Origin of the sequence: Acinetobacter shaoyimingii (assembly GCF_011578045.1) — a bacterium.
GTDB classification, from domain to species: Bacteria; Pseudomonadota; Gammaproteobacteria; order Pseudomonadales; family Moraxellaceae; genus Acinetobacter; species Acinetobacter shaoyimingii.
Window position 1 is genome coordinate 2,702,966 of sequence record NZ_CP049801.1, and the last position, 24,511, is coordinate 2,727,476.

The window sequence follows — 24,511 nt, forward strand, 5'->3', positions numbered from 1 at the left end:
CCATTGAAATTATTGCCAATGATAATCTTCGACTAAAGAACATCTTCCCGCTCTTATCAGCTTCATAGTGCTATGCTAAAGTGGAATTAAAACCAACATTCATAACATCGATAAAAGGAAATTCTCATGGCAAAACAACTTTTAATGCTTGTGGGTGACTACGCTGAAGATTATGAAACCATGGTACCTTTTCAGTTCCTCACTGGCTTAGGTTATACCGTTCATGCAGTTTGCCCAGATAAAAAAAATGGCGATACCGTTGCTACAGCGATTCATGATTTTGAAGGCGATCAAACCTATAGTGAAAAACGTGGTCATAACTTTGCAATTAATTATGATTTTGATCAGGTCAATACACAAGACTATGTCGGTTTAGTGATTCCAGGGGGACGCGCACCAGAGTACTTACGTATGAATGCACGTATTATTGAAATTGTACGTGAGTTTGATGCTGCACAAAAACCAATTGCTGCTGTATGTCACGGCGCTCAAATTCTTGCAGCAGCCGATGTATTGAAAGGTCGTTTATGTTCTGCCTACCCTGCTTGTGCTGCTGAGGTGAAACTGGCTGGTGGAAACTATGCAGATATTGCAGTGACTGAAGCAGTAACAGACGGTCATTTGGTGACTGCACCTGCTTGGCCTGCACATCCTGCATGGTTAGCGCAGTATATTAAAGCTTTAGGTGCTACTGTCAGCATCTAATAAAGTTCACATTAAAAAAGCCCATCGAATGGGCTTTTTTCAACTCATCTAAAACTTACTGATCGTCAAGAATCGATTCAAATGCTTTTAGACGTTTACGAATAGACAGTAACTCGATAATGGTTTTCCATGAACTGACTAAATATTGGAAAGATTCACGGACTTTACCGAAAACACCTGCAATTTGGTTGATCAATCCGAGTGTCAAGAATCCTGCTGCAAGTGCTGGGAAAAGTACGAAAAGATTATACAAAATATCGAGTTGTCCATACCAACGTGCAACAACGTTAAAATAAGCATAATGGAAATAAAGTTTAAAATAATTCTTCCGAATATTGCTAAACAATTCTTTTAACGTTGCAGGCTGTGCACGCTCAGCATGATCTTCTCCATACACGAGCTCTTTACGATAAGCAGCTTCAACTTTTTGGTTATTAAATTCCAGTCCTGGCAGTTTAATCCCAACCACCATCAGTAAGAATGTTCCAAATACAGCCCAACCAATGGCTGCCCAAACCAGTGAATATTTAATTTCACCAATAAAAGGTAAAATAGGTACTTTTGCAGACAAGGTAAACAATAACGGTAAAAATGCAATCAGGACCAAAATTGCCTTAATCAACTCGACACCTAGATCTTCCATAATCGTGGCAAAACGCATGGTGTCTTCCTGAACACGTTGAGATGCACCTTCCACATGTCTTAATTTTTCCCAATGCTCAACATAGTATTCAGTCATTGCTGTGCGCCAACGAAAAATATAGTGACTGGTAAAGAAGGTCATTACCACACCTGTGGTCACTGATACTGCAGCAATATATAAAAATGTCAGTGATTCTTTATAAAGCATCGATAAATCACCACCACCTTTGGTGAGAATTTGCTGAATCAAATCCCAAAAAGGAACATACCACGCATTGACAGCAACACTGACTTGTACAATCAGCCAGATATTAAAAATGATGAATGAAGTTCCCCACACCGACCAACCTTGCCAAGGATTATTCGATCTCCATTTCCAAAATAGTGCAAAAAGTGCTGTAGACACAAAATACCAGAGATAGAACCATAAAAATGATGGACTCCAAAATCGACTGACATCAATTGCTAAGGCGTTAGATCTGTACCCCTCAGGGAAACCGAGAATAGTTCCCCACTCACTTCCACCCGAATACCATAAGGCTAAATTAATAACGAACCACAGTACTGCAGATATGAAAAACCACTTTGGATTTGGAAAAAATGACTTAAACATTCAGCGTTGATATCCTTAATATTTTTTTGAATTGATGCCTTGAATATTAATCCTAAATTCTACAATTAACTTCATTTTTTAGAAAATTTTTGTTATGTCTCGTACGCTTATTATGCGCATTATGTGTGATCTCAAACATTCGAATACCGATCAAACTCATCATCCTCATTGTGATCAATCAAACAAGAATGATGAGTGATGTTTTCTATAATTTGAAAACTATTTTAATTGCGAATTTTAAATCGTAAGTCTCAACAAGCGCAAAAATCCGATGAGTACGCTTCGAAAATCATTTATTTAACAATACGATTTGCCAAACCATTACTGATTTTAATCGCAAATTGGTCAACCCATCGACTATAAAATTCAGCCACAAACAAAGTCAGCCCTATAAAAATTAACGACGCTGTCAGTGCTGACACCACATAATTGACACCGTGATCGGATAAATAATTAAACAGAGGTAAAGCAATAAGATAAATCAGCATCAGATGAAGCAGATAAATTGAAAATGATAACTTACCTAACCACACTAAAAAGCGTTGATCCAAATGTTTCGACAAATTCACACTCATCAGCACCGCATAGACAATACAAACACCTGCAAAAAAATTGCAGTAATCATAAGTACGCTCACCCATCCATGCATATATCCATTGATAAGACCAACTACTATTATGTGCACCTGCCAAATACAAGCCAAATAAAAACAGTAAAACTGCGGGTACAAGCTTCAACTGTTTGCCGTATAGATAGTAATAAATTCCAATGACAAAGCTCAGGATGCCCAATAAGAAGCCTTCGCCCTTCCACCACCAGGCCAACAGTGGAAAAACGATTGAACCAACGAAAAATAGTGTTTGATTGATTTGTCTAAGATATAGCAACACAAATAAAACCAATGAACCTATCAATTCGATGTTCATGGTCCATAGCACCCAGTTGGTATCACTTTCAGCAAAGAAAAATGAACCAATCAATCCTTCATAAATCGCATGTTTTAAGGTGATATATTGGCTGACAAATTCATGAAACCAGCTATATACACGACTACTGTCGATATGGAAAAACTTGAATGTCGCCCACGCAATTAAACACGAACCCAGCACAGGTATTGCAAGGCGTGGATAACGTTTAACCAACATGGTTTTAATCTTATACTCAACTAGCTCAGGCTTTCTCAAAATCGCATAAGACAGCACAAAACCACTCAGTACAAAAAAAACAAAGACCGCAGCCGTGCCTGAATACCAAAAAGCAAATGGAGAATGATGAATAAAGGACTGAATCGGCGACTTAGCGACTGATTCCATATCAGCAGAATGCAAATAAGGAAAGAAGGTTAAGCTTAAATGCGAAAATACAACTGCTAAACAAGCTAAACCACGAATACTTTCTGCCGAATTTAATTTAACCACATCATCCTCAATTTCCATTTTTCTCGTGCTAGTCAACATGAGTCAAACTTTTGGTACAAGTTTCAAATCGTAATCATTCACAAAATTAATGCTTTAGATTAAAAATTAGATAATAAACATGAACAGCGCACTGAATTTGGCACTTATAATGTGCTATTCAACACGCTGAATTTTTCCAGACTCATCATGGTAAACAGTCACGATTTTTTGCTGACGTGCACGATGAATGCTTTGAACATCAATTTGATAATGTTCCGCATAATCTTGCATGCTTTTTGCTTGGGTATGTTTTACAGCTTTTGAAGGAAGACAATGCGTCCAAAGCCATAAAACCACTGCAAAGATTGCGATGCTGATGAGCCCATGCTCAACGACTGTAAAAAAAGCATCTAATACTTGATCGACAAAACGCTGATGTCGGACCTCAATTAAACCCAATGCCATGGCAATAGGCTGCCATAACAAGATCCAAAAGAACCAAAGCATCAATGTCCCTGTATTGGACAAATAACGCTTGTGCCAAGGAATTTGATCACGTAGATCAATAATAATCGAATCAGTTTTCAACACATTAACTCTTTCACTCAACTGTCGTGACGGATTCCACGGTCGGGACTAACCCAACGCGCACGTTTTCCATCATTTCGTGACAGTACTTTTGGTAGCGCCGCAATGGTTCCTGAAACTGTAATAATCCAGAAAACAAAGGGATACCAGATCATCCAAAAATAGTTTTTGGCAAGACCTCTTTCATACCGACTGTCCATCCACATGCTAATAGCGAATTGGAATAGACATGTCGCCCCGATAAAAATACCTGTGCCATACGGCAAAAAGGGTGAACTTATATTTGGGAAGCCTACAAAGGGTAAAATGACATGCAAAATCCACATCACCACCATAAATAACATCAGATAAGACCATACCAATGTCAAACTCAGTTCCAAAATAAGTGGCCAAAGAAAATTGAGTTTAGGTTTAAACAAGACATCAAAATTTTTCAGCAAGACTTGAGCACCACCCATTGCCCAACGTAATCGCTGTTTCCATAAACCGGTGAAGGTTTCTGGCATAAGCACCCAGACCATTGCATTGGGTTCAAACTCAATATCCCATCCCGCGCGCTGCAATTTCCAAGAAATATCGATATCTTCAGTCAACATATCAGGTGACCAATAGCCGACTTCATGCACAGCACTTTTACGAAAAGCAGTCACTGCACCAGACACCGTAAAAATACGTCCAAAAGTACGTTGCGCACGTTTAATCATGCCAATAATAGATGAAAACTCACCAACTTGCACACGTCCGAGCAGTGTTGAACGATTTCGAATACGCGGATTCCCTGTCACTGCTGCAATGCGAGGATTGTTCTGAAAATGTCGAATCATCCATTGTGCAGCATGCGGATCAAGCAAAGCATCACCGTCGATACCCAGTAAAAACTCTGCCTCAGTAACCAAACTTCCTGCTTGCAAAGCCATGGCTTTACCTTGGTTTTCCGCCAAATGTACCACACGTAAATGTGGGTACTTTTCAGCTAAGTGATTAAGCACTTCACCTGTATTGTCCGAGCTACCATCATTAATTGCAATCACTTCAAAATTCGGATATTGCAATTTAAGTGCTTGAACCAAAGTCTCTTCAGCATTATCCCCCTCATTGAAACAGGGAATCAGTACAGCCAATAACGGATAATCATCAAGTTTTGGTGGATGATTAAATGCGGGCTCTTGGCGCTCACGAAAGCAAAAAATGAGTGCCCCCATCATCCATAAATAAGACATGAATAATGGGTAATAAAAAATAAAATTAAGGATAGACTGCCAAAGCGTCTGAAAAGTGGTCATTGCCCAACCTTAAGGTTCTAAACGATTCGATTTAGTATCGAAGACTTCTCGTAAAACTTTAGGATCTGGATGCCCTTCAATCGGATCATCAGGATAATACCCAACATGGATCACACCATGTTTATACAAATCACGAATGGTGTCAGCCATTTCTTGATTTGGTACTTTGGTATTGTTACGCCAATTCACTGACTGTAACTCAAAAATGGTTTTACGCATTCCATCTGGATATTTCTCAACACGGTTAATGATATCTCGATAGAACTTTTTCGGGTCTTCAACTTGTTCCATATATGGCATGGCCATAATGGCGGTAAAATCATAATGTTTCAGTGATTCTTCCAAAGACTGTGCATACCAATTTTCAGCATAAGCTGAAAGTGCCACTTGCGCATATAAATTACGTGCGGTTAACAAGAATGGATGGTAATAACGCAACTCGTCAGCCAACTCCATAGCAAAAGCATCGATGCTGCGTGTTTTAAGCGCCGTCCACTTTTGCATGTGTTTTTCATCTTTACGGATATCTGCCAGTTTCTTTGGTAAGCCAGCCTTTTGATACACTTTTAACGCATGTGTACTGGCATCTTCATAATCAGACAAGGTCGCATCATCATGGAAAATAATCCCATCAAATGCAGAAGACTTGGCTAAATCTTGATAAATACCTTTAATCGTTTTTCTGGCTTTAGGTGAGAACGGACTTAAACGGTGATACCCCATATTGAGGTGTTCGCCTTTATGCGCTTGTTCTGTTACCACCAGTTCTTTAGACACGGCGTTATGTTGTGGTAATTCCCAAGCGAAAATAGGCATCCAAGCGTAAATACGACTGACTTGAGTACGCGTTTGTATTTGCCAACTGACACGATTAAATAAATCCGCTCGCATTGGAATATACCGGTTAGGGAAATATACCAAATCGGCTGAACCATTCCCGTCTGGATCAGAAAAAGCTTGTAAATAAACGGTATTAACATTCATCGCAACAATGCGATCAATAAGTAAGCCTAAATTTTTCTCTTGCTGTTTCTCATCTGGATCATAAATATAATCCAAGTCGACATGCATCACTTTTTGTGCACGATATTGATCACCCAAATGCATTTCACGGTTGCGAATTTCAACCGCCAATTCTTCAGGTTTCATACCATCTTCAATCAAGATCCGATTAAATTGGCTTTCTTTGGCTTTTCGATTATAAACAGTAGCTGTATCGTCCAAACTTAAGGTGATCGGCATCCCTGCTTGTTTCGCAATATCAACAATTTGCTGATTATAACGACCATATGGCCAAGCCATAATACGTGGATGCTTAATACCATGCTGGGTCAATAATTTATTATTGGCTTTTAAGTCTTTTGCAATACGTTTAGCGTAGGCTTGATCAGACTCATAGCTCTTGGTCGCAGGTTGGTAGATGCGAGTTACTGCAGCAGGTTCATTATTGCCTTGCGGATTGCCCAGTACACCTCGATGCAAGTTATAGCTATGGCTACCAATTTCAACCAAACCACTCTCTTGCATTTCTTTTAACTGTTGCCATGACAACAATTGATTGCGTGCAACACGTATATCGCCAAATTGAACCTGTTGATTGGCTTGTGGCTCTAACCAAGAACCAACAACCGAAAGGACGACTGGTATATTTTGCTTTTTAATGATCGGATATACATCTTTATAAAAAGACTGATAACCATCATCAAAAGTGATCAAGACTGATTTTGGAGCCAAAGGTGTTAGACCTCGTTCAGCTCGAATCACTTGATCAACATTGACAAATGTATAACCATTTTTCTTTAACCAATTGATATGAGACTCAAAAAGTTGAGCATTCACAGCATATTGAGGAATAAGTGAATTTTTATTGGAAGTAACTTCGTGGTATGCCAATACAATGAGTTTTTTTGTATTTATTTGATGTGGTTTTTGTGGAAGCTTATCCATTGACGATGCAAAACCAGAAAAAGTTGAACACGTCAGTGCTAAACTCAACATTGCGGTAAATGGAAAATAACGTGGCTTCATAACTTAGTCTCAGTTGCCATTTATTGTTAATCAGATATAACTCTTTAAGACCACTAAAGAATTGGACATTCATTATTGAGTTCAATGCGCATGGATATAAAACAACACCCGTGCGTCATTGAACGAAGCAATATTAGAACATTTGTCGGATTAATCTACTGTTTACAATTGTTTATATATTGCGTATTTAGCGCACAATCGATACACAATGATATAACTTTCATGGCGATGAAAAAAAATACCTTCAGCTTATCGCGTCGAATTATACATGCTCATTCTACATCTAAAACACATTTTATGAAGAGAATCTCAGCCTTGATTAATCGCTTAAATCTATTAATAAACTTGAAAACACAATCATTTAAGCGCTACAGAAACTTAAAAAGCTTTCCGAGGAAAGCTTTAGGATTCAACCAAAGCCTGATCATCACAGGCTTTGACGATTCACTCAATTACAAGAAGAGCAATATCACCTGAAACCACCTTGAGTGTTTCATCGAGAAGTTGATTAATCACGCGTTTTTACATCAAATAATTCAATCTCAAAAATCAAGTTTGAATTGGCAGGAATAATTTTACCCATTTTACGTTCGCCATAAGCCAAATGCGATGGAACGATCAATTTACGTTTTCCACCAACTTTCATGCCCATAATGCCTTGGTCCCAGCCTTTAATTACACGGCCAGTGCCAATCACAGTTTCAAAGTAGTTACCACGGTCAATTGAAGAATCAAATTTAGTTCCATCTTCTAACCAACCCGTGTAATGCGTGGTAATCAGCGCCCCTTTGACAGCTTCTTTACCTTCACCCACTTTTAAATCAATAATTTCTAATTCAGCTGACATGGTCATTTTCCTACACTGTTACGCAATTAATCTGATGCTTATTATAAACGGGATTTGATCTGAATAATGTAAAACTCATACATCTACTGTTATATGTGTGATTTAAAAACTGAGCTCTTGAATATTGGAGTCATTGAGTAAATATTTCGTCAATTTTTTATGATTCTCTGCTGAACCAATGAGTATCCAACGTCCGCTGATTCGCTCTGAGTTTTTGTGCTGAACACTTCGAATTACCTTCATATCGAAGGTCGTAAAAAGCTCTTCGTATTGATCCAAGGTTTTCTTTTTGTATTGGCACACTATACGGTAAGCTCGTGCTTGATTACGCTGTTCAATCCATTCTTGAATATAAACCAGAAAAATTAAAACGACCATCACGATAAAAGTTGCAAAGATGCTGAGCCATGCATAACCTGCCCCCACAGCCATACCCAGTGCTGCGGTCATCCATATGGTGGTGGCAGTGGTAATGCCAGAAATACGATTTTCATCTTTAAAAATAACCCCAGCACCCAAGAAGCCCAATCCTGTCAAAATATTTGCAGCAATCCGATCATGGCTATCTAAACCAATACGAATGGATAAAATCGTAAAGAGGCAAGAACTAACACTTACCATAATCATGGTTCTTAAGCCCGCAGACTTACTTCGATACTCGCGTTCAGCACCAATCAATCCACCTATACCCAAAGCAATGAGCAAATGGATAATATCAGGGTTCATCATTATTCCCTCTTTATCATTGTTGTTTTACAAGGTATACGAAACTTTCAGGTTGAGATGCAAGCCAAAACTTGCATCTCGCTTACATCAATAAAGCAATGCTATATGGAAAAATGAGATTTAAATTAAGGGCTATTGTAATTGTGTCCATTCAACCACAGCTTGTGCTTTATCTCCAATCAATGTCCATTCACCATCCATGACGTTAAGTTGGAGTTGCATGGTACGTTCACAGAGTTGTTGAATGTCCTGCGTCGTTTGTTCTGAAAGCTGCCAAACTTGGACATTTTTTAAAGTTTTGAGTTTGCTATTTCGTTTATACCACTCTACAACACTTGAACCATAAGCAATAACCACAACTTCTTTACAACGTGCACTGGCTTTTTTGACTTTATCTTCATCTGGCAAGCCGACTTCAATCCATTTTTCAAGCTGACCTGTTAAGTCCTTTTGCCACAAAGCAGGCTCATCCGTTTCAAACAAATCTTTGGTGAATTCTAATCGTTCATCGGCAAAACGAGCATATGCCAATACACGAACCATCAAACGTTCAATCGTTTCGGATGGATGCATTGCAATCGTCAATTGATAATCACCATATTGATGAACATCCATATTGGCAATATTTAAATCTGCTTTATAAATGGTTGCTTTTAACGCCATGAAAAAATCCTCAAATTTGGCGCTTAGGATACCTGATTTTTCATTTGCTCATTAGATTTTTCGACTGGCTTTCAATTGGCTAGATTATTGCTAATAAACTGCAACGTGATCATTCTTGGTTGTACGATGTTCAACAGCATAAAAAGCAGTTTATTCTTGCAAGTCGTCATTGCCCTCATACTTGGCATCATCATTGGGGTGTTTTTTCATGATTTTTCTTTAAATCTAAAACCTTTAGGCGACGGCTTTATCTCACTCATTAAAATGCTGATTGCCCCAATTGTGTTCTGTGTGGTGGTACTTGGCATTTTTGGTGCAAATGACATTAAGAAAATGGGTAAAGTTGGGGCAAAAACCATTTTATATTTTGAAATTGTCACCACCATTGCCCTGCTCATTGGGATTGCTGTGGCTTATATATTTAAGCCTGGTGTCGGCATGAATATTGATGTGTCTAAGCTAGACAGCAAAGACATGAGCACTTATGTTGAGCGTGCCGAACACCTCAGCTCAGGTTCTGATTTCATCTTAAACATCATTCCCAAAACCTTTGTCTCAGCTTTTAGCCAAGGCGATATTTTACAGGTGCTCCTGATTGCCATCTTATTTGGCGTGAGCTTATTGCTCATCCCTCGCCCTCTGGCAAATGTGGTCTCTCACGGAATTGAAGCCGTTTCCGAAGTCTTTTTTAAAATGATGGGGCTCATCATTCGTCTTGCTCCACTTGGTGTTCTAGGGTCAGTCGCCTATACCACAGCAAAGTTTGGCTTAGACTCCCTGATTCAACTGGGTTATTTGGTGATGTTGTTTTATGTCACTTGCATCATCTTCGTTGTGATGATTTTAGGCGGTATTTTAAAATTCTGTGGTTTCAATATTTTCCATTTTTTAAGCTATTTTAAAGCTGAGTTGCTGATTGTTTTAGGCACGGCGTCTTCAGACTCTGTATTGCCTCAGATCATGAAAAAGTTGAAAGCTTTAGGCATCAAAGATTCAACTGTCGGTTTGGTGATTCCTACAGGTTATTCCTTTAATTTAGATGGATTTTCCATTTACTTAACTTTGGGAGTTATTTTTATTGCACAGGCCTGCGATATCGAACTTTCATTTGCACAGTTGATCAGCATTCTGTTGGTATCATTAATTACATCCAAAGGTGCTCACGGTATACCAGGTTCAGCACTGGTGATTTTGGCAGCAACCTTATCGGTTATTCCAAGTTTACCGGCCATTGGCTTGGTGCTATTGCTTTCGGTGGATTGGTTTATCGGTATTGTCCGTGCATGTACTAACTTGATAGGTAACTGTGTAGCAACTGTTGCCATTGCCCATTGGGAAAAAGACATTGACCATCGTCAGGCGAAAACAGTGCTTTCAGGTCAGCGTGAGACGTCAATGGATCGATGAAATCCATTTGTGAAATGACTTAGATAAATCATGACCAACCGATGAAAAATGAAATCATGCTATCAGGTTGGTCGTTATGTAGGGTCTATTTCAATGGCGCGAACGTATTGTCGTCATTTACTCAGCCAAAAATTATGCTTCATTGATACGACATTTTAAAATTTGCGTTTCTAAAGTGTACCAATCGTGCTCATGTTGGGTAATGACTTCAATTCGATTATCAATGTTTTCATCCCCTGACTTATAATTAAATTGATCAGGATTGAAGTTAAACGTCATCCAGCCTTGATTGGTATTAAAAATACCTTTAATTCGAACCCAATTCTGAAGTTCGCACAACACATCTAGCAGTTCGTAAAAATCAAACTGCCAGCGTTTAGAAAATTTCCAACCAGCAACCGTATACCCCTGTGCAGTTTCGACATAATGATATGGAAGTTGTTTTACTTCAGGCATTGGCTCTTGCTGATTTAAGCTTTTTTGTACCGTAATCAAGGGCTGAATATTGCGTTTTATTCCATGATAGTCCAGGTCAATCTCTTGTAAATCTAAAAGCCCATGTTCGGATTTCAGCCATTTTTGAACATAAGCAATATATTCATTTTTCAGTGTTGATAATGCTAATTCATCTGCGTCCTGCATTTGATCTGCATGAGAAATGACAGCAATCTGCGCAGCTTTGATTTGGTCTTGATATAAGTTTTGCGCTGTCCATTCATGATCATGTAAACGTGAACCATCAATCACCGTAATCAACGCACGCATATTAATCTGACTTTGCCAATGTGGCTCTGTCAGTTGTTCAAGTAACTGAGCGGGATGCCCCAAGCCTGTAGGTTCGATAAAGAGTCGATCTGGTTGCGTGTCTTGAATGAGTCGAGATAATGCAATTTGCATCGGTAACTGACTGGTGCAGCACAAACACCCGCCTAACAATTCTTTGACCTCATAACCTTGTTGTTGAGGCAGCATTTGCTGATCGACACCAATTTGACCAAATTCATTCATCAGCACAGCCCAAGTTTCATGTTCAGGTTTTTGAGCCAATAGATGTTGTAATAGTGTGGTTTTACCAGCGCCCAAAAAGCCTGAAATAATATGTGTTTTTACAGCTTGCTTCGGTGCAAAAAGTTTCAAAATAATTCTCTAAATGGAGTTCAATACAAGTCAACACTCAATCAAATCGATGAGGATCATTTACGATGAAGATCATTTACATTGTTTGTTGAGATCAGATGCAATGCAAGTACTTTGTATACCTGATTCATGAAAATTTAAAATGAGCAATAAAAATATATCATCCTAGCAACCACGGCATTTTGAATAAGCAAAATACGATTCAAAAGGATTATCAAATTCAAAAATGATAACCAGTTCACAATACCTTTGAAATAATTCATCTTTTTTAAGATAAATAAAAAATAATTTCTGATTTAGCGTCAAACTGAGCAGGTAATGTTCAATCTCAGTAATTTTATAGATTATTTTTTAACCTATATTTCATATTTACATACATTTTATTCGATCAAAAAAAGAGCTTATTGACAAATTTGGAACATAAAGCGCCCCTTTGTTTTGAAAACGTAAATCAGAATGTTTCGCTTTGTTGGTTCGGTTGCCCTAATCACAAATTGGGCTTAGCATAATTTTCGTTGCCCCTGATTGCACGTTATCAATGCTACTAACTTCTTCTTCGTGCAATCAGGAATATTAAGCTTAAACATTCATTTCTATTATTTTGGAAATGATGTCATTTAAATATATAGGATGCCAACTATGAAATTAGTAAAGATCTTACTTGCAACAACTTTAGCTGTATCAGCAGTTTCAACATTTGCAGCTTCTTCTAAAGAAGAGAAAAAAGAGACCAAGAAAACAGTTGTTACGACTCAAGAACAACCAACGACTGCACAAGACAAATCTTTGAGCACTGAATCAAATGCAGCTGCAGGTCAGCCTTCATCAGTTCAACCAGCAACTGAAAGTGGTGCAACTGAAGGTTCTTCAACAACATCACCAGTTTCAGAACAACCTGCTCAATAATTAACACGGAATTTCCTCCTCATATATCCGTTGTTGATTATTTAAAAAGCGTGTTTAAAAAAAGCTAAGTCTTTGACTTAGCTTTTTTTATTGTTATATTTAATCACTTCACCCATAAACTTTATTGACTTATTTTCGTCCTGATTCATCAAAAATGTTTTGCTTTAAAATTCTTTTCAGTATAAAAATAACGCTATAAACATGTTTTAAATCACAATTTGAATAAAAAAAGTGACTTAAATAAATAAGAGAGAAATTCAATGAAATTCACACACACAAAATTAAAACCCTTTTTAATGTGTTGTATTTTGGCTGTGGTATTGCTTGGTTGTGCAAAACCCATTCCAGAAAATAAATTAGATTATGTCGGATCATGGGCAAGTGCCGATAATCGTGTCAACTTAGTCATTAGTGCCGATGGTCGACTTGAATACAGCAATAATCAACCGCAAAAGAGTTCTACATTGTCAGTACCAATCAAAAGTTTCGAGGGCAACAATTTTCAAGCTGGTGTAGGTCCTTTCTCAACTGAATTCACTGTTTCTCAACCACCAAAGAAAGATGAACAAGGTAACTGGTTCATGGTGGTCGATGACTATTTACTTGCTAAAAGAGCGAAATAAAAATTAAAGAAAAAACGAAAAAAAGATCTCCTATAGAGATCTTTTTTTCAACCTATCAATATTTTCACTTAAGATGATTTTTTATAAATACTGCACGATGGATGATGGCTTTCTTGCAGACGCGCAATTTTACGTTGCTCAGCAGCTTCAAAACGGCAACGTTTCCAATCATTATCTAGGTTAAGACGAGGGATTTGTTTAGGTTGCCCATTGTCATCCACTGCCACCATTGTAAAGTAACAGCTGTTGGTATGTCGCACAGTACGTTTTTGAATATTTTGCGCTTCTACACGAATACCAATTTCCATAGAGGTTCGACCCACATGGTTCACACTTGCCAAGAATGTGACTAATTCACCTACATGAATCGGCTCTTTAAAATTTACCTTGTCTACAGATAGCGTCACCACATAAGAGCCTGAATAACGGCTCGCACAAGCATATGCAACTTGATCGAGTAATTTTAAAATTGTACCGCCATGTACATTTCCTGAAAAATTGGCCATGTCTGGTGTCATTAATACAGACATAGTTAATTCTGATTGATCATCAGCAAGCACTTGATCTAATTGGGACATAAATGTATAGACTCGATTTACTCAGGAGATATAACGTACATATTATATCTTTATTTTGATTAGAAGATGTTTAATTTCACACCTTAATTTAACAAAAATGCATGATTTTTATAATAAACATTGGATCTTAAACAGGTCTTGTTCTTTACAAGAATTTTGCATTTTGCTCTATCATAAACAGTTTTTATTCCTTAGCTCTTAACATTTCAGCTGGGACATTATCATAGCTCAAATGTTGACTTTCTAATGCGTGTAGCTGAATTTGATAAGAACGGTCACCATGAATTTCTACGATTTCAAACACCATTTCAGGATGTGTTGCGAGTCGAACTAATTGACCCACCTCAAAAGCTTTCATTTTAAAATTACCCTTGTTCAATCTTAAATTTATTTTAAGGATATGTGACTCAAATAGAGTCTATTACATATTTAAAATTAACCAAATGATAAATATAAATCAATGAAACAATTATATTTTAATTATATGTAATGATATTTTTTTAATCTGATCAATTTAAAATTTTAAACATTTACTATAAAAAACATCCATCTATCTACAGATCAATTCATGCTCTTTAGAACTGATCTGTAGACTATTTCGATGATTATTTTTTTTCTTTTGCCACTAAATAGCGATTTGCTTCACTCTTGCCTTCTTGAGCAGTCGCAAGCAAATTTTTAATTTTGGGGATATAACTTAAGGTCTCATCACGCCCCGCTTGCATAGTATTCTCACGTCCCTTTACATCAAAAATGTGTGCTTTTTCGCGTAAATCTGGACGAATAACAATATCAGCATTTTTAAGTTCTTCTGCCGCTAATTTCGACTGCATAATATTGATATTTTGGTTAAACATGCCCCAAACATTTTTCGTTTCTGTATGAATAGGTTGCGCCAAAATATCCACAGCAATCACAATATCTGCACCCAGCTCACGTGCGATATTGACTGGAACTGGACTCACAAGACCACCGTCAACATACTCAGTCCCTGCTATTTTTGTCGGAACAAACATACTTGGAATAGACACCGAAGCTCGCACCGCTTGTCCTGTATTTCCATGATTAAAAACGACTTTATTACCATGTTTTAATTCTGTCGCAACAACATACATAGGGATAGGCAATTGTTCTAAAGCTGTATTTCCAACATGTTTGTTGACATAATTTTCAACTTTCTTGCCATCCAAGAAACCTTTAATTCCAATATTGATATCACGGACATCGCTCACATTCATTTTTAGAGCAATTTCACGCAGTTGTTGGGCTGACTTGCCACTGGCATAAATTGAACCAACGATACTGCCTGCACTGGTACCCACAATAAAATCAGGCTTAATCCCATTTTCTTCAAGTATTTCGATCGCACCAATATGGGCATAGCCACGTGCACCGCCACTGCCTAATACCAAAGCAACAACAGGTTTATGATTGTTATTTTTAGATTTATAAATCCCATAATTCATCTGCGAACTTGCATGAGTCGTGACAGCTTTTGCCACACTAACTTTAGGTTGCTCAGGCGTATGTTGGCAAGCCACGAGAGCGACACTGCTTGCAACAATCAGGGATTTGATCATTTTCATCTTATTCAATAACACAATTCAAACCTGTCTATGAAAGCACAAAATGTCCATTAACGCTGTAGAATAAATTTACAGAGACACACATGCTTGAGTAATAGCTTAATTTATTTCATAAATTTGACCATAAATTAATTTATATTATTTAACTTTTTTCTAATGAAATCAAATATATTTCATACTAAAAAACGTGCTGATTATTTTTAAAGAATCATTATAAATAGCAAATAAAACACAGACCTAAAAGAGTGAATTATCAACAAGATTAGGTCTGTGCTTTATAAAATTCAAATAGAATTGTAACCAACTACGCTTAGCTAAAGAATTTCAAGATGACTTGAATCACGGTTGCATTGATTAAATCGACAAAGAATGCACCACATAAAGGAACGATTAAGAATGCTTTGTGCGATGGTCCATACATATTGGTAATTGCCTGCATATTGGCCACCGCTGTAGGCGTTGCACCCATACCAAATCCACAGTGCCCTGCTGCCAGAACTGCGGCATCATAGTTTTTACCCATAACACGGAATGTCACAAAGGCAGCATACAACGCCATCGTGATCGTTTGCGCACCAAGGATAATCACCAATGGCCCTGCCAAATCTGCCAACTGCCATAATTTAAGTGATAACAATGCCATTGCTAGGTAAAGTGATAATGAGGCATTTCCAAAGACATCAATTGCTCGGTCAAAAATATTAAATTTAAATACGCCTTCTAAAATATTTCTTAAAATCACACCACCAGCTAAAGCCCAAACGAATGTAGGTAATTCAAAAAATGTACCTTTACTATATCCAGTCATAAAATCAGCAAATGCAAGACATGCTGCAAAAAGACCTAATGTGGTAATGGCATTATCGGCAGTGATCAGACGAACCTGATTCGGATATTCAAAAGCAACAAACTCAGAGGAATTTGCATCCGAATTAACCACACTATCTCGTTGGTTAATTTGTTCTTTTGTATTTGGCGTTGCGAGCTTATAACGATTGATGAGTAATTTCGCTAAAGGTCCACCAATAATACCACCAATGATCAGACCAAAGGTCGCACTGGCCATACCCAGCGCTAAAGCGCCTTGGATTCCATGCTGTTGTTCTAGAATCTCACCCCATGCCCCAGCTGTTCCATGACCACCTGTTAAAGTAATCGAACCTGCAATCAGACCAATTAATGGATCAATACCTAGCATTGTCGCAAGACTTATGCCGACCACGTCTTGCACAACAATAAATGAAGCCACAGCAATAAGGAAAATAACTAAACCAATACCGCCTTCTTTTAACTTAGCAAAATTGGCACTTAAACCAATGGATGCGAAGAAAATCAGCATAAAACTTGTTTGCAATTCGGCACTTGTCGTGATGCTATAGCCCCAAACATTATGCACAATCAATGAAAGAACAGCGGCAACCAAACCACCAGCTACAGGTTCAGGAATATTATAGCGTTTTAAAAAATCAATTTTATTAACTAAAACTCGTCCTAGAAGTAAAACAATTACTGCCGCAATAAGCGTGTAATACGCATTAAAAGTAAATTCCGTCATATGTAAAACCTTAAATATATAATTCAGCTTTTTTGTTTTAAACAACGATATATAAATAAAATGAATCTTAAAAATTAATTTTTAAAATCCCAGATCAATGTCTTAAAAATCAGTAAAAAAATCAATAAATTTATAGTAATAGGTGCAAATATCATTCTCAATCTTATTAATAAAAACCATACATGCAGATACATAAATTAAATTTAAATACTGTCTAATTATTTTGACAAATCTCAATAACTGATATCTTGAGCATAATATACAATTCTATTATTTTTTAAATCTATTATCCTTTGATCTATATTTCTTAATTAAATAGTAAATTCAGTTTTTTAAACGCCCAAATAAAAACCCGAAGCCTATGCTTCGGGTTTTTATAATTTAAACATTCAATGCTTAGAAATCGTATTTCGCCATTAAACCAAAACGACTATCGCGACCGATTTGATCATCTGCTGTTTCACGCTCACCGTAGACATACTCTGCACCAAAGGTAATTGGTTTCACAGGGTTATACATAATGTTTAACCAACCTTGTTGCAAATTGTCATTTAGCGCTCCAGCAGCATCACCAAAGAAAACCGCCCCATAACCTAAGGTACTGCGTAATTTTGGATTGATCTTATAAGTTGCACCAACGGTAAATGCATCTAAATCATTAAGGTCTATATCATTACCATCTTGTATCCAACGACCTTGATTTGTATTACCACCAGTATAAAGGAGGAACTTATCATCACCACTAATATGCGAATAATCTGCATTTAGAATAAGTTGTTCAATTGGTTTAAAGTTAAGACCTAAACCTACCCCCCAACCAAATTCTTTCGCATCATTCACATTACGTGCGCGTACTTCTTGTACTAGAGCACGACCAGTCACTACACCTGCACCATCAGCAAAGTTATGCGCAATTTTACCTGTCAATGCTGGTAAACGATTTGAGTCATTGCCTTTTTCTAAACCGACAAAGTAGCGTGTATTGGCATTGATTTTATCGGTAAAACGAACTTGAGGCGTACGATAAGTTCCAATACCCAGTGGTGAACCAAAATCAAGCATTTCTGGTTGAGTTTCAGTGGATACAAATGATGAGGTGGTTTGACCAAATAACCAGTTGTTATAAGTCACATAAGCGTGACGAATACGCACTGCATTTTTATCATCTGGAGTGTCTGCAAAATCGACTTCAACTTTACCGCCAACATCTGCGCCTTCAACTGGCGCTTTAAAATCTAAACCAATACGCGTTGTTTTTGCTGTGGCATAAAGTTTATCATCATTGGATTGATTCGCTTGTAAGTCAACTTCATGAATGTGGTTGAATGTTTTTGCACCACCTTTGAATTGATAACCAGCATCTGCACGAACAAAACCATAGATATCGACATTCGCCCCTGCTTTAGATTTCACAGCAACTGGTGCTTTTGCAGGTTGTGATGCAACTTCAGCAAGTTGTACCTGCTGTTTTTGTTGAACTTGTTGTTGCTCTTTAATGAGGGATTTTAATGCTTCTACTTCTTGACGAAGTTGTTGAATTTCTTCTTTCTCAGTTGCAGCATTTGCTGAGCTCATAAGAACTGCAGTAACTGCCACAGCTAAACCCTGTTTTAAAAATTGACCACGTGTAAGCCGACCCATAAAAAACTCCAATTCTTTTTAAAATTTGCATCCGCGCATTTAAGGTGATTAATCTTTCCGCAGATTATACCAACCATCATTCTGTTTCTTATGAGGCCTATTCAACCCTTTAAAAACAATGCACATATATGCACGTAAAAATACTGACCAACTAAATCAAAAACTTATAAGTAACATTTTGTGTAAAACACAACCACTAATGTAACAATTTTTGAGCTATACGCAACTGCTTTCTCGTCAATCCTGACGATTTATCCAGCATTTTTTCTGCTTATGATTTCAAAAAATTATATATATCTTAGGGTTATATTTTTATCTTGAACACTATCTAGCCTTCATATAAGACTATGGTATATAACCACATATAGGGAATTCATTCTTTTAATATGGAGCTTCTATATGTCTTTAGATCAAGTTCAATGTATTGATCAAATCATCCAATCCCGTCAATCCATACGTGCATACCTTAAGACACCCATCGATCGTCAAATAATAGAAGACATTTTAAATGTGGCTGCACGTGCGCCTTCTGGAACAAATACACAACCATGGAAAGTGTATGTGGTGACTGGGTGCAAACGCTCAGAACTAATAGATCGTGTATGTCAGACACAGACTGAGATTTTTAAAAAGCCCGAATTGGCACAACAATATCAAGAAACATTTGTCTATTATCCTGAGAAATGGGTTTCACCTTTTATTGAACGACGACGTGAAAATGGCTGGGGCCTGTATGGGCTTTTAGGCATTGAAAAAGGTGATAAAGACAAAATGGCAGCACAACATTTAAGAAATTATCAATTGTTTGATGCACCAGTGGGACTTTTTATTACCGTCGATAAAGTCATGGGCATTGGCTCAAAAATGGACATTTCCATGTTTATGCAAAACATTATGCTGGCTGCAAAAGCACGTGGATTGGATACTTGTCCGCAAGCCGCTTGGAATCATTTTCATCGTATTGTTTTAGAGGTTTTAGATGCTTCTGATCAAGAAGAGTTGGTTTGTGCAATTGCCCTAGGTTATGCAGATCCTGATGCGATTGTGAATCAATTTGTGACGCCTCGTGAGCCTGCAGAAAATTTTGCTTTTTTTCTTGATTAAATTTACTAGTACATCCCAGTGATTGATCTTCATAAAAAAAGAGCCTGATTCGGCTCTTTTAAAACGTGCTTAGCTTTAAATTGTATCTAGATAGAAATTGTATCTAACCTGCACACTTATGATTGTACTTGTCGTTGTACTCGTACCACTTTAGTAATCATCCAAGTTCCAATAAGAGTAAACATGAGCATCATGATGGCCATGTTGAGTAATGAATCCCACATCAAGAAATTCAGTAAAACCCCACCCAAAAGCCCACAACCAAATTGTGCACTTCCCATAATTGCGCTTGCTGTACCTGCTCTAGCACCTTGTTGTGACATTGCAAGTGCTGTGGCATTTGGACCAGTAAAGCCAATACCTGATACTGCAAAGAATAAACCGAGCATGACTAACCATAATGGTGCTACAGCCAAGAGGCCTGCAAACAGTATAATCACTGAACCAGAAACTTGAATAACGCCGCCTATAACTAAACGCTGCAAGACACTGAATCTTTGACTCAGTTTTTTATTGATCGATGACATCAGCATAATCCCCAAGGCGTTCAGGCCAAAAGCATATGCAAAAGTTTGCTGATCAAGATGATACCCATCCATCAATACAGCTGACGCTGAGCTGATATAGCTAAACATTGCAGCACCTGTTAAACAACCTGCAAGCATTGGCAATTGGAAGCTTTTGTCTTGTAATATCGTGCCATACAACAACACAATTTGTTTAAAACTCAGTTTTAGACGACGTTCAGGTTCTAAAGTTTCTTTAAAAAAGAAATGCACCATGAGCAGAAAAATGATGCCAATGATCGTAAGCGTAATAAAAACCGCTTTCCATGCAAAAAACTTTAGAATAAATGCGCCAATGATTGGTGCTGTAATCGGTGCAACCCCCATGACAATCATCATGGTGGAAAAAGCTTGTGCTGAACCTTGTAAATCTAAGCGATCACGTATGGCGGCACGTGCCATCACCACACCCACACAGCCACCTAAAGCTTGTAATACACGCGCAAAAATCAATGACCAATCATCTGGTGCCACCACACAAATAAGGCTTGCAACGACATATAACATTAAGCCGAAATAAAGTGGTTTTTTGCGTCCAATTCGATCACTAATGGGGCCATAAAATAACTGCCCCAACGCTAGACCAAAAAAATAAGCAGGCAACGTATTGGCAATTTGTTGTGTACTGACCTGAAAGTCATTTGCCATTTGTGGCAATGCAGGTAAATACATATCGATGGACAAAGGTCCTAATGATGTAAGCATCGCCAACAACATGATCCAACGGGTTGAATATTGTTGTTGATTGTTTTTTATAGACATATTTTAATTTCTATCGATATGATTTAAACAGAACTTAAGTTTATACTGAACTCAGTTTGATTTGTTTGAAATATATTTGAACTTTCATGATTTTTTCACCCTATAATTCATCAAGAATCATGTTTTTATAATAAAGGAACGGTGCTTGAATATTTGGTTGACGCAGCTTAAAAAAGCAACCTACAACACATCATTTATGTATAACCTGCGCATGATTATTGCATTTGCGGGGACCGCATTTATTCCCTATTTCATGGGGAATCAATTAATGACAATTCCACTAACACTCGGGGTTGTTGCTGCAGGTTTAAGTGATATTGATGATCGCTTCTCAGTCCGAATCATGAATCTCATCTATACCTATATTGGCTTTTTTATTACGGCAGCATCTGTTCAATTATTGTTTCCCTATCCGATTTTTTTCGCAATTGCTTTAATTGTCTCTTGTATTGCCCTGATCTTATTAGGCTCTTTGGGGCGACGCTATGCCACCATTTCCTATGGGTGTTTAGTGATTTCTGTATACACCATGCTCGGGGTCAATCTGTTTGAACATTGGTATACCCAACCGACTTTACTGGTGATTGGTGCAGCTTGGTATGGTTTGATTTCAACGATCAGTTATTTGCTTTTCCCTGCTCGACAAGTTCAAGACAAGCTCTCACAAAGTTATTCATCTTTAGGAGATTTCTTATTTGCCAAGTCAAACTTGTTCGATGTGGATATGACTGCTGAAAGCTATCAGCAAAGTATGATTACGCTGTCCATGGACAATGGTAAATTGGTCGGCATTTTCAATGATATGAAAACTACCCTATTGACCCGTTTAAAAGGCGATCGTGGTCAAACTGATACCCGTCGCAGTTTGCAATATTATTTTGTAGCGCAAGACATACATGAACGTGCCGATTCTGCACATATTGATTATCAACAATTGGCTCAAATCTTTGAACACAGTGATATTTTATTTCGTTTCCAGCGTATTTTGACGCTACAAGCCAAAGCCTGCAAAGACTTAAGCCAAAGCATATTAAAACGTACCACTTATAGCCACAATCCACGTTTTGAACATGCTTTTATCAATTTAAGAAAATCATTGAAAAAACTTCAGCAAGATCAAGATTACGATGTGATTTGGGTCAATGCACTTTATGCACTGTACCAAAACCTAAAAGCGATTAATGCCCAACTGCAAAACTTGGAAACTGAACGAAACATCACTTTCGATAAATCTAAACAGATCGAAAGCCAACTTAAAGATGATGATCTAAAAGGTTGGGATGATATTGTCATTCGAATTAAGCAAAATCTCACACCAGAATCTGTGTTATTTCGACATGCAATTCGGGTCTCTATGGTACTTTTGGTGGGTTATATTTTTGTACAAATGACCGATATTCAATATGGTTACTGGGTGCTACTCACAGCTTTATTTGTCAGTCAACCAAACTTCAATGCCACCAAACGACGCCTTAAATTGCGTATTTTAGGTACGATCGCAGGCATCGTATTGGGTTTTGCCATTTTATATTTTGTGCCTTCTACAGAAGGTCAATTATTACTCTTAATCCTCAGTGGCGTTTTGTTCTTCGATTTACGCAGTAAACAATATGCTCAAGCCACTGCTTTTATTACCATTTTGGCCTTAATTAATTTTAACTTGGACGGATTGGGGTTCCAGGCTGCTTTACCACGCTTGATTGATACAATCATTGGCTGTGCTTTAGCATGGTTAGGGGTGACTTTTATTTTTCCAGACTGGAAGTTCCGTCGCTTACCACACACCATTCAACGTTCATTGGTTGCGCATTGTGACTATCTGACGGAAATTGTGTACCAATATCATCATGGTCGGAACAATGGTTTGAACTATCGTGTCATGCGACGTGCAGCGCATAATCGAGATGCAGATGTGGCTTCTTTAGTATCAACCTTGGCGACAGAACCTGACTTTGACCCAATCCAAAAAAGCTTAGCCTTTGAGTTCTTATGTCTAAACCACACCTTCCTGAGCTATATCGCTGCTTTAGGTGCGCACCGAGCATTGGTCGATGATCCAGAAGTATTGAATCTGCTTGATCGTGCAGTCGAAGATGTCAAAGGCGCTTTACTTCGAGATGAAAGCCCTGATTTAAATAGCAATAATATGATTCAAAGTATTCGTGATCGATTAAATCAGTCTGATACTGATAGCTCCAAGTCATTGATTATATTGCAACAACTTTCGTTAATTTTTTCGATCTTGAAACAACTCAGTACTTTAAAGCAAAGTTTGAGCAATGAACGAGATGAACAATCGACCGAATTGGCTTCTTTATAAAAAGAAGCCAATTTGACAGGGATTTTCTTCGAATATACTCACTGATTGTATTAATTTAATGCTAAACTCTGCCCAGATTTACATTTTTTGTTAATGACATTATGACTGCGAAAAACCTTTACGCGTATACCCTACAACCTGTTACATACGAAGTTTCAGAAGCTGAACAACGCTATGCACAACTTGCGATTTGGCGTAGTACCAACAAAATTGGAACAAAAGCTTGGGCAATTATGGCTGCAATTGTTGCTGTTTCAATCTTGGGTCTGATTTTTATCAAAAACTATTCAACGATCATTTTTTGGGTAGCCCTCGTCTGTGTGGCAATCTATTACCTGGTTCGTAAATTCGGTTTAGAGTGGTACGTTAAACGTAAAATGAACGAATTCCCAGTCGAACAAATCAAAGGTATTAAATTGGGTGTTCAGCCGCATGGTATCGTGATGCGCCAAAAAATGGGCTTGCAAGAAGGCATTGCAACCATTGAATGGAAAGACATTTACGAATGGTACAATACGCCAGATTTCTTACTTGTAAATTTCAAAGTGAAAGGTCAACAAGGTGCGTACATTTTACCTAAGCGTATGAACAGCAAAAACTTCTCATTTGACACTGTACGCAAACACTTAAATGAAACGGTTGGTGCAGCAAAAACACTTTAATGCTTTATAAATTCCAAGAAACCTCCTGATCGGAGGTTTTTTTATGCAAATTCAATCTTATGAAAACCAAAAATTAAACCAAAAATCTGAGCAAATCGGTGTGTATTCACAAAATATCCATTTTCTCAGGCAAGTGCTCCTATATAATTCGTCACCATCTAAAATAGAATGT

The 24,511-nt window shown here is 37.7% G+C and carries 21 protein-coding genes and 1 pseudogene; 7 read left to right on the forward strand and 15 right to left on the reverse strand.

Annotated features, from left to right (window positions below; genetic code table 11):
- Window positions 1-126: 126 nt before the first annotated feature.
- Window positions 127-705, forward strand: coding sequence for a DJ-1/PfpI family protein (locus tag G8E00_RS12150; protein WP_196781988.1), 579 nt, complete (start codon window positions 127-129; stop codon window positions 703-705).
- 55 nt (window positions 706-760) lie between these two features.
- Here the strand turns inward: G8E00_RS12150 and sbmA are convergent, their stop codons facing one another.
- The 8 genes from sbmA to G8E00_RS12190 form a co-directional block, all read right to left on the reverse strand.
- Window positions 761-1,960, reverse strand: coding sequence for a peptide antibiotic transporter SbmA (gene sbmA, locus G8E00_RS12155; protein ID WP_166224959.1), 1,200 nt, complete (start codon window positions 1,958-1,960; stop codon window positions 761-763).
- 293 nt (window positions 1,961-2,253) lie between these two features.
- Window positions 2,254-3,417: an acyltransferase family protein gene (locus tag G8E00_RS12160; protein ID WP_166224962.1), complete on the reverse strand. Its 1,164-nt coding sequence runs from the start codon at window positions 3,415-3,417 to the stop codon at window positions 2,254-2,256.
- A gap of 114 nt (window positions 3,418-3,531) precedes the next feature.
- Window positions 3,532-3,948, reverse strand: coding sequence for a poly-beta-1,6-N-acetyl-D-glucosamine biosynthesis protein PgaD (gene pgaD / locus G8E00_RS12165; RefSeq protein ID WP_166010330.1), 417 nt, complete (start codon window positions 3,946-3,948; stop codon window positions 3,532-3,534).
- A gap of 14 nt (window positions 3,949-3,962) precedes the next feature.
- Window positions 3,963-5,228 carry a poly-beta-1,6-N-acetyl-D-glucosamine synthase gene (pgaC, locus tag G8E00_RS12170; protein WP_166010328.1) on the reverse strand — a complete coding sequence of 422 codons (1,266 nt, stop codon included), beginning with the start codon at window positions 5,226-5,228 and terminating at the stop codon, window positions 3,963-3,965.
- Between the two features lie 9 nt (window positions 5,229-5,237).
- The gene (pgaB, locus tag G8E00_RS12175) at window positions 5,238-7,226 is read right to left on the reverse strand and encodes a poly-beta-1,6-N-acetyl-D-glucosamine N-deacetylase PgaB (protein ID WP_406741470.1); all 1,989 of its coding nucleotides are present in this window, start codon (window positions 7,224-7,226) and stop codon (window positions 5,238-5,240) included.
- 538 nt (window positions 7,227-7,764) lie between these two features.
- On the reverse strand, window positions 7,765-8,103 hold the full coding sequence (locus G8E00_RS12180; RefSeq protein ID WP_166010324.1) for an FKBP-type peptidyl-prolyl cis-trans isomerase: 339 nt from the start codon (window positions 8,101-8,103) through the stop codon (window positions 7,765-7,767).
- 102 nt (window positions 8,104-8,205) lie between these two features.
- Window positions 8,206-8,829, reverse strand: coding sequence for an MgtC/SapB family protein (locus G8E00_RS12185; protein WP_166226539.1), 624 nt, complete (start codon window positions 8,827-8,829; stop codon window positions 8,206-8,208).
- Window positions 8,830-8,961: 132 nt separating this feature from the next.
- Complete coding sequence (locus tag G8E00_RS12190) at window positions 8,962-9,492, reverse strand: YaeQ family protein (protein WP_166010321.1); 531 nt, start codon at window positions 9,490-9,492, stop codon at window positions 8,962-8,964.
- A gap of 126 nt (window positions 9,493-9,618) precedes the next feature.
- Here G8E00_RS12190 and dctA point away from each other — a divergent pair, with 126 nt between their 5' ends.
- Complete coding sequence (gene dctA, locus G8E00_RS12195; RefSeq protein WP_166224968.1) at window positions 9,619-10,899, forward strand: C4-dicarboxylate transporter DctA; 1,281 nt, start codon at window positions 9,619-9,621, stop codon at window positions 10,897-10,899.
- Between the two features lie 132 nt (window positions 10,900-11,031).
- Here the strand turns inward: dctA and G8E00_RS12200 are convergent, their stop codons facing one another.
- A complete protein-coding gene (locus tag G8E00_RS12200; RefSeq protein ID WP_166224971.1) occupies window positions 11,032-12,036 on the reverse strand; it encodes a CobW family GTP-binding protein in 1,005 nt (334 codons plus the stop codon).
- 639 nt (window positions 12,037-12,675) lie between these two features.
- Between G8E00_RS12200 and G8E00_RS12205 the strand changes: the two genes are divergently transcribed.
- Both G8E00_RS12205 and G8E00_RS12210 read left to right on the forward strand, forming a co-directional pair.
- Window positions 12,676-12,942, forward strand: coding sequence for a hypothetical protein (locus tag G8E00_RS12205; RefSeq protein ID WP_166224974.1), 267 nt, complete (start codon window positions 12,676-12,678; stop codon window positions 12,940-12,942).
- A gap of 260 nt (window positions 12,943-13,202) precedes the next feature.
- The gene (locus tag G8E00_RS12210) at window positions 13,203-13,565 is read left to right on the forward strand and encodes a hypothetical protein (RefSeq protein ID WP_227591202.1); all 363 of its coding nucleotides are present in this window, start codon (window positions 13,203-13,205) and stop codon (window positions 13,563-13,565) included.
- A gap of 68 nt (window positions 13,566-13,633) precedes the next feature.
- On the opposite strand, the gene G8E00_RS12215 is transcribed toward G8E00_RS12210, so the two are convergent.
- From G8E00_RS12215 to G8E00_RS12235, 5 genes and pseudogenes are all read right to left on the reverse strand, one after another.
- Window positions 13,634-14,143 (reverse strand): acyl-CoA thioesterase, encoded by a 510-nt coding sequence (locus G8E00_RS12215; RefSeq protein ID WP_166010313.1) that lies wholly within the window; start codon window positions 14,141-14,143, stop codon window positions 13,634-13,636.
- Between the two features lie 184 nt (window positions 14,144-14,327).
- The gene (locus G8E00_RS12220) at window positions 14,328-14,501 is read right to left on the reverse strand and encodes a hypothetical protein (protein ID WP_166224977.1); all 174 of its coding nucleotides are present in this window, start codon (window positions 14,499-14,501) and stop codon (window positions 14,328-14,330) included.
- Window positions 14,502-14,748: 247 nt separating this feature from the next.
- Window positions 14,749-15,576 (reverse strand): annotated as a pseudogene (locus tag G8E00_RS12225) (patatin-like phospholipase family protein); the annotation flags it as partial.
- A gap of 463 nt (window positions 15,577-16,039) precedes the next feature.
- The gene (gene gltS, locus G8E00_RS12230) at window positions 16,040-17,284 is read right to left on the reverse strand and encodes a sodium/glutamate symporter (RefSeq protein WP_166010307.1); all 1,245 of its coding nucleotides are present in this window, start codon (window positions 17,282-17,284) and stop codon (window positions 16,040-16,042) included.
- Between the two features lie 396 nt (window positions 17,285-17,680).
- Window positions 17,681-18,925 (reverse strand): DcaP family trimeric outer membrane transporter, encoded by a 1,245-nt coding sequence (locus tag G8E00_RS12235; RefSeq protein ID WP_166010305.1) that lies wholly within the window; start codon window positions 18,923-18,925, stop codon window positions 17,681-17,683.
- A gap of 399 nt (window positions 18,926-19,324) precedes the next feature.
- Between G8E00_RS12235 and G8E00_RS12240 the strand changes: the two genes are divergently transcribed.
- Window positions 19,325-20,029 (forward strand): nitroreductase, encoded by a 705-nt coding sequence (locus tag G8E00_RS12240; protein ID WP_166224983.1) that lies wholly within the window; start codon window positions 19,325-19,327, stop codon window positions 20,027-20,029.
- Between the two features lie 116 nt (window positions 20,030-20,145).
- On the opposite strand, the gene G8E00_RS12245 is transcribed toward G8E00_RS12240, so the two are convergent.
- Window positions 20,146-21,357 (reverse strand): multidrug effflux MFS transporter, encoded by a 1,212-nt coding sequence (locus G8E00_RS12245; RefSeq protein WP_166224986.1) that lies wholly within the window; start codon window positions 21,355-21,357, stop codon window positions 20,146-20,148.
- A 145-nt stretch (window positions 21,358-21,502) separates the two neighbouring features.
- On the opposite strand from G8E00_RS12245, the gene yccS reads away from it, so the two are divergent.
- Both yccS and G8E00_RS12255 read left to right on the forward strand, forming a co-directional pair.
- Window positions 21,503-23,677, forward strand: coding sequence for a YccS family putative transporter (gene yccS, locus G8E00_RS12250; protein ID WP_166224989.1), 2,175 nt, complete (start codon window positions 21,503-21,505; stop codon window positions 23,675-23,677).
- A 101-nt stretch (window positions 23,678-23,778) separates the two neighbouring features.
- Window positions 23,779-24,339 carry a YcxB family protein gene (locus G8E00_RS12255; protein ID WP_166010297.1) on the forward strand — a complete coding sequence of 187 codons (561 nt, stop codon included), beginning with the start codon at window positions 23,779-23,781 and terminating at the stop codon, window positions 24,337-24,339.
- Window positions 24,340-24,511 lie beyond the last annotated feature (172 nt).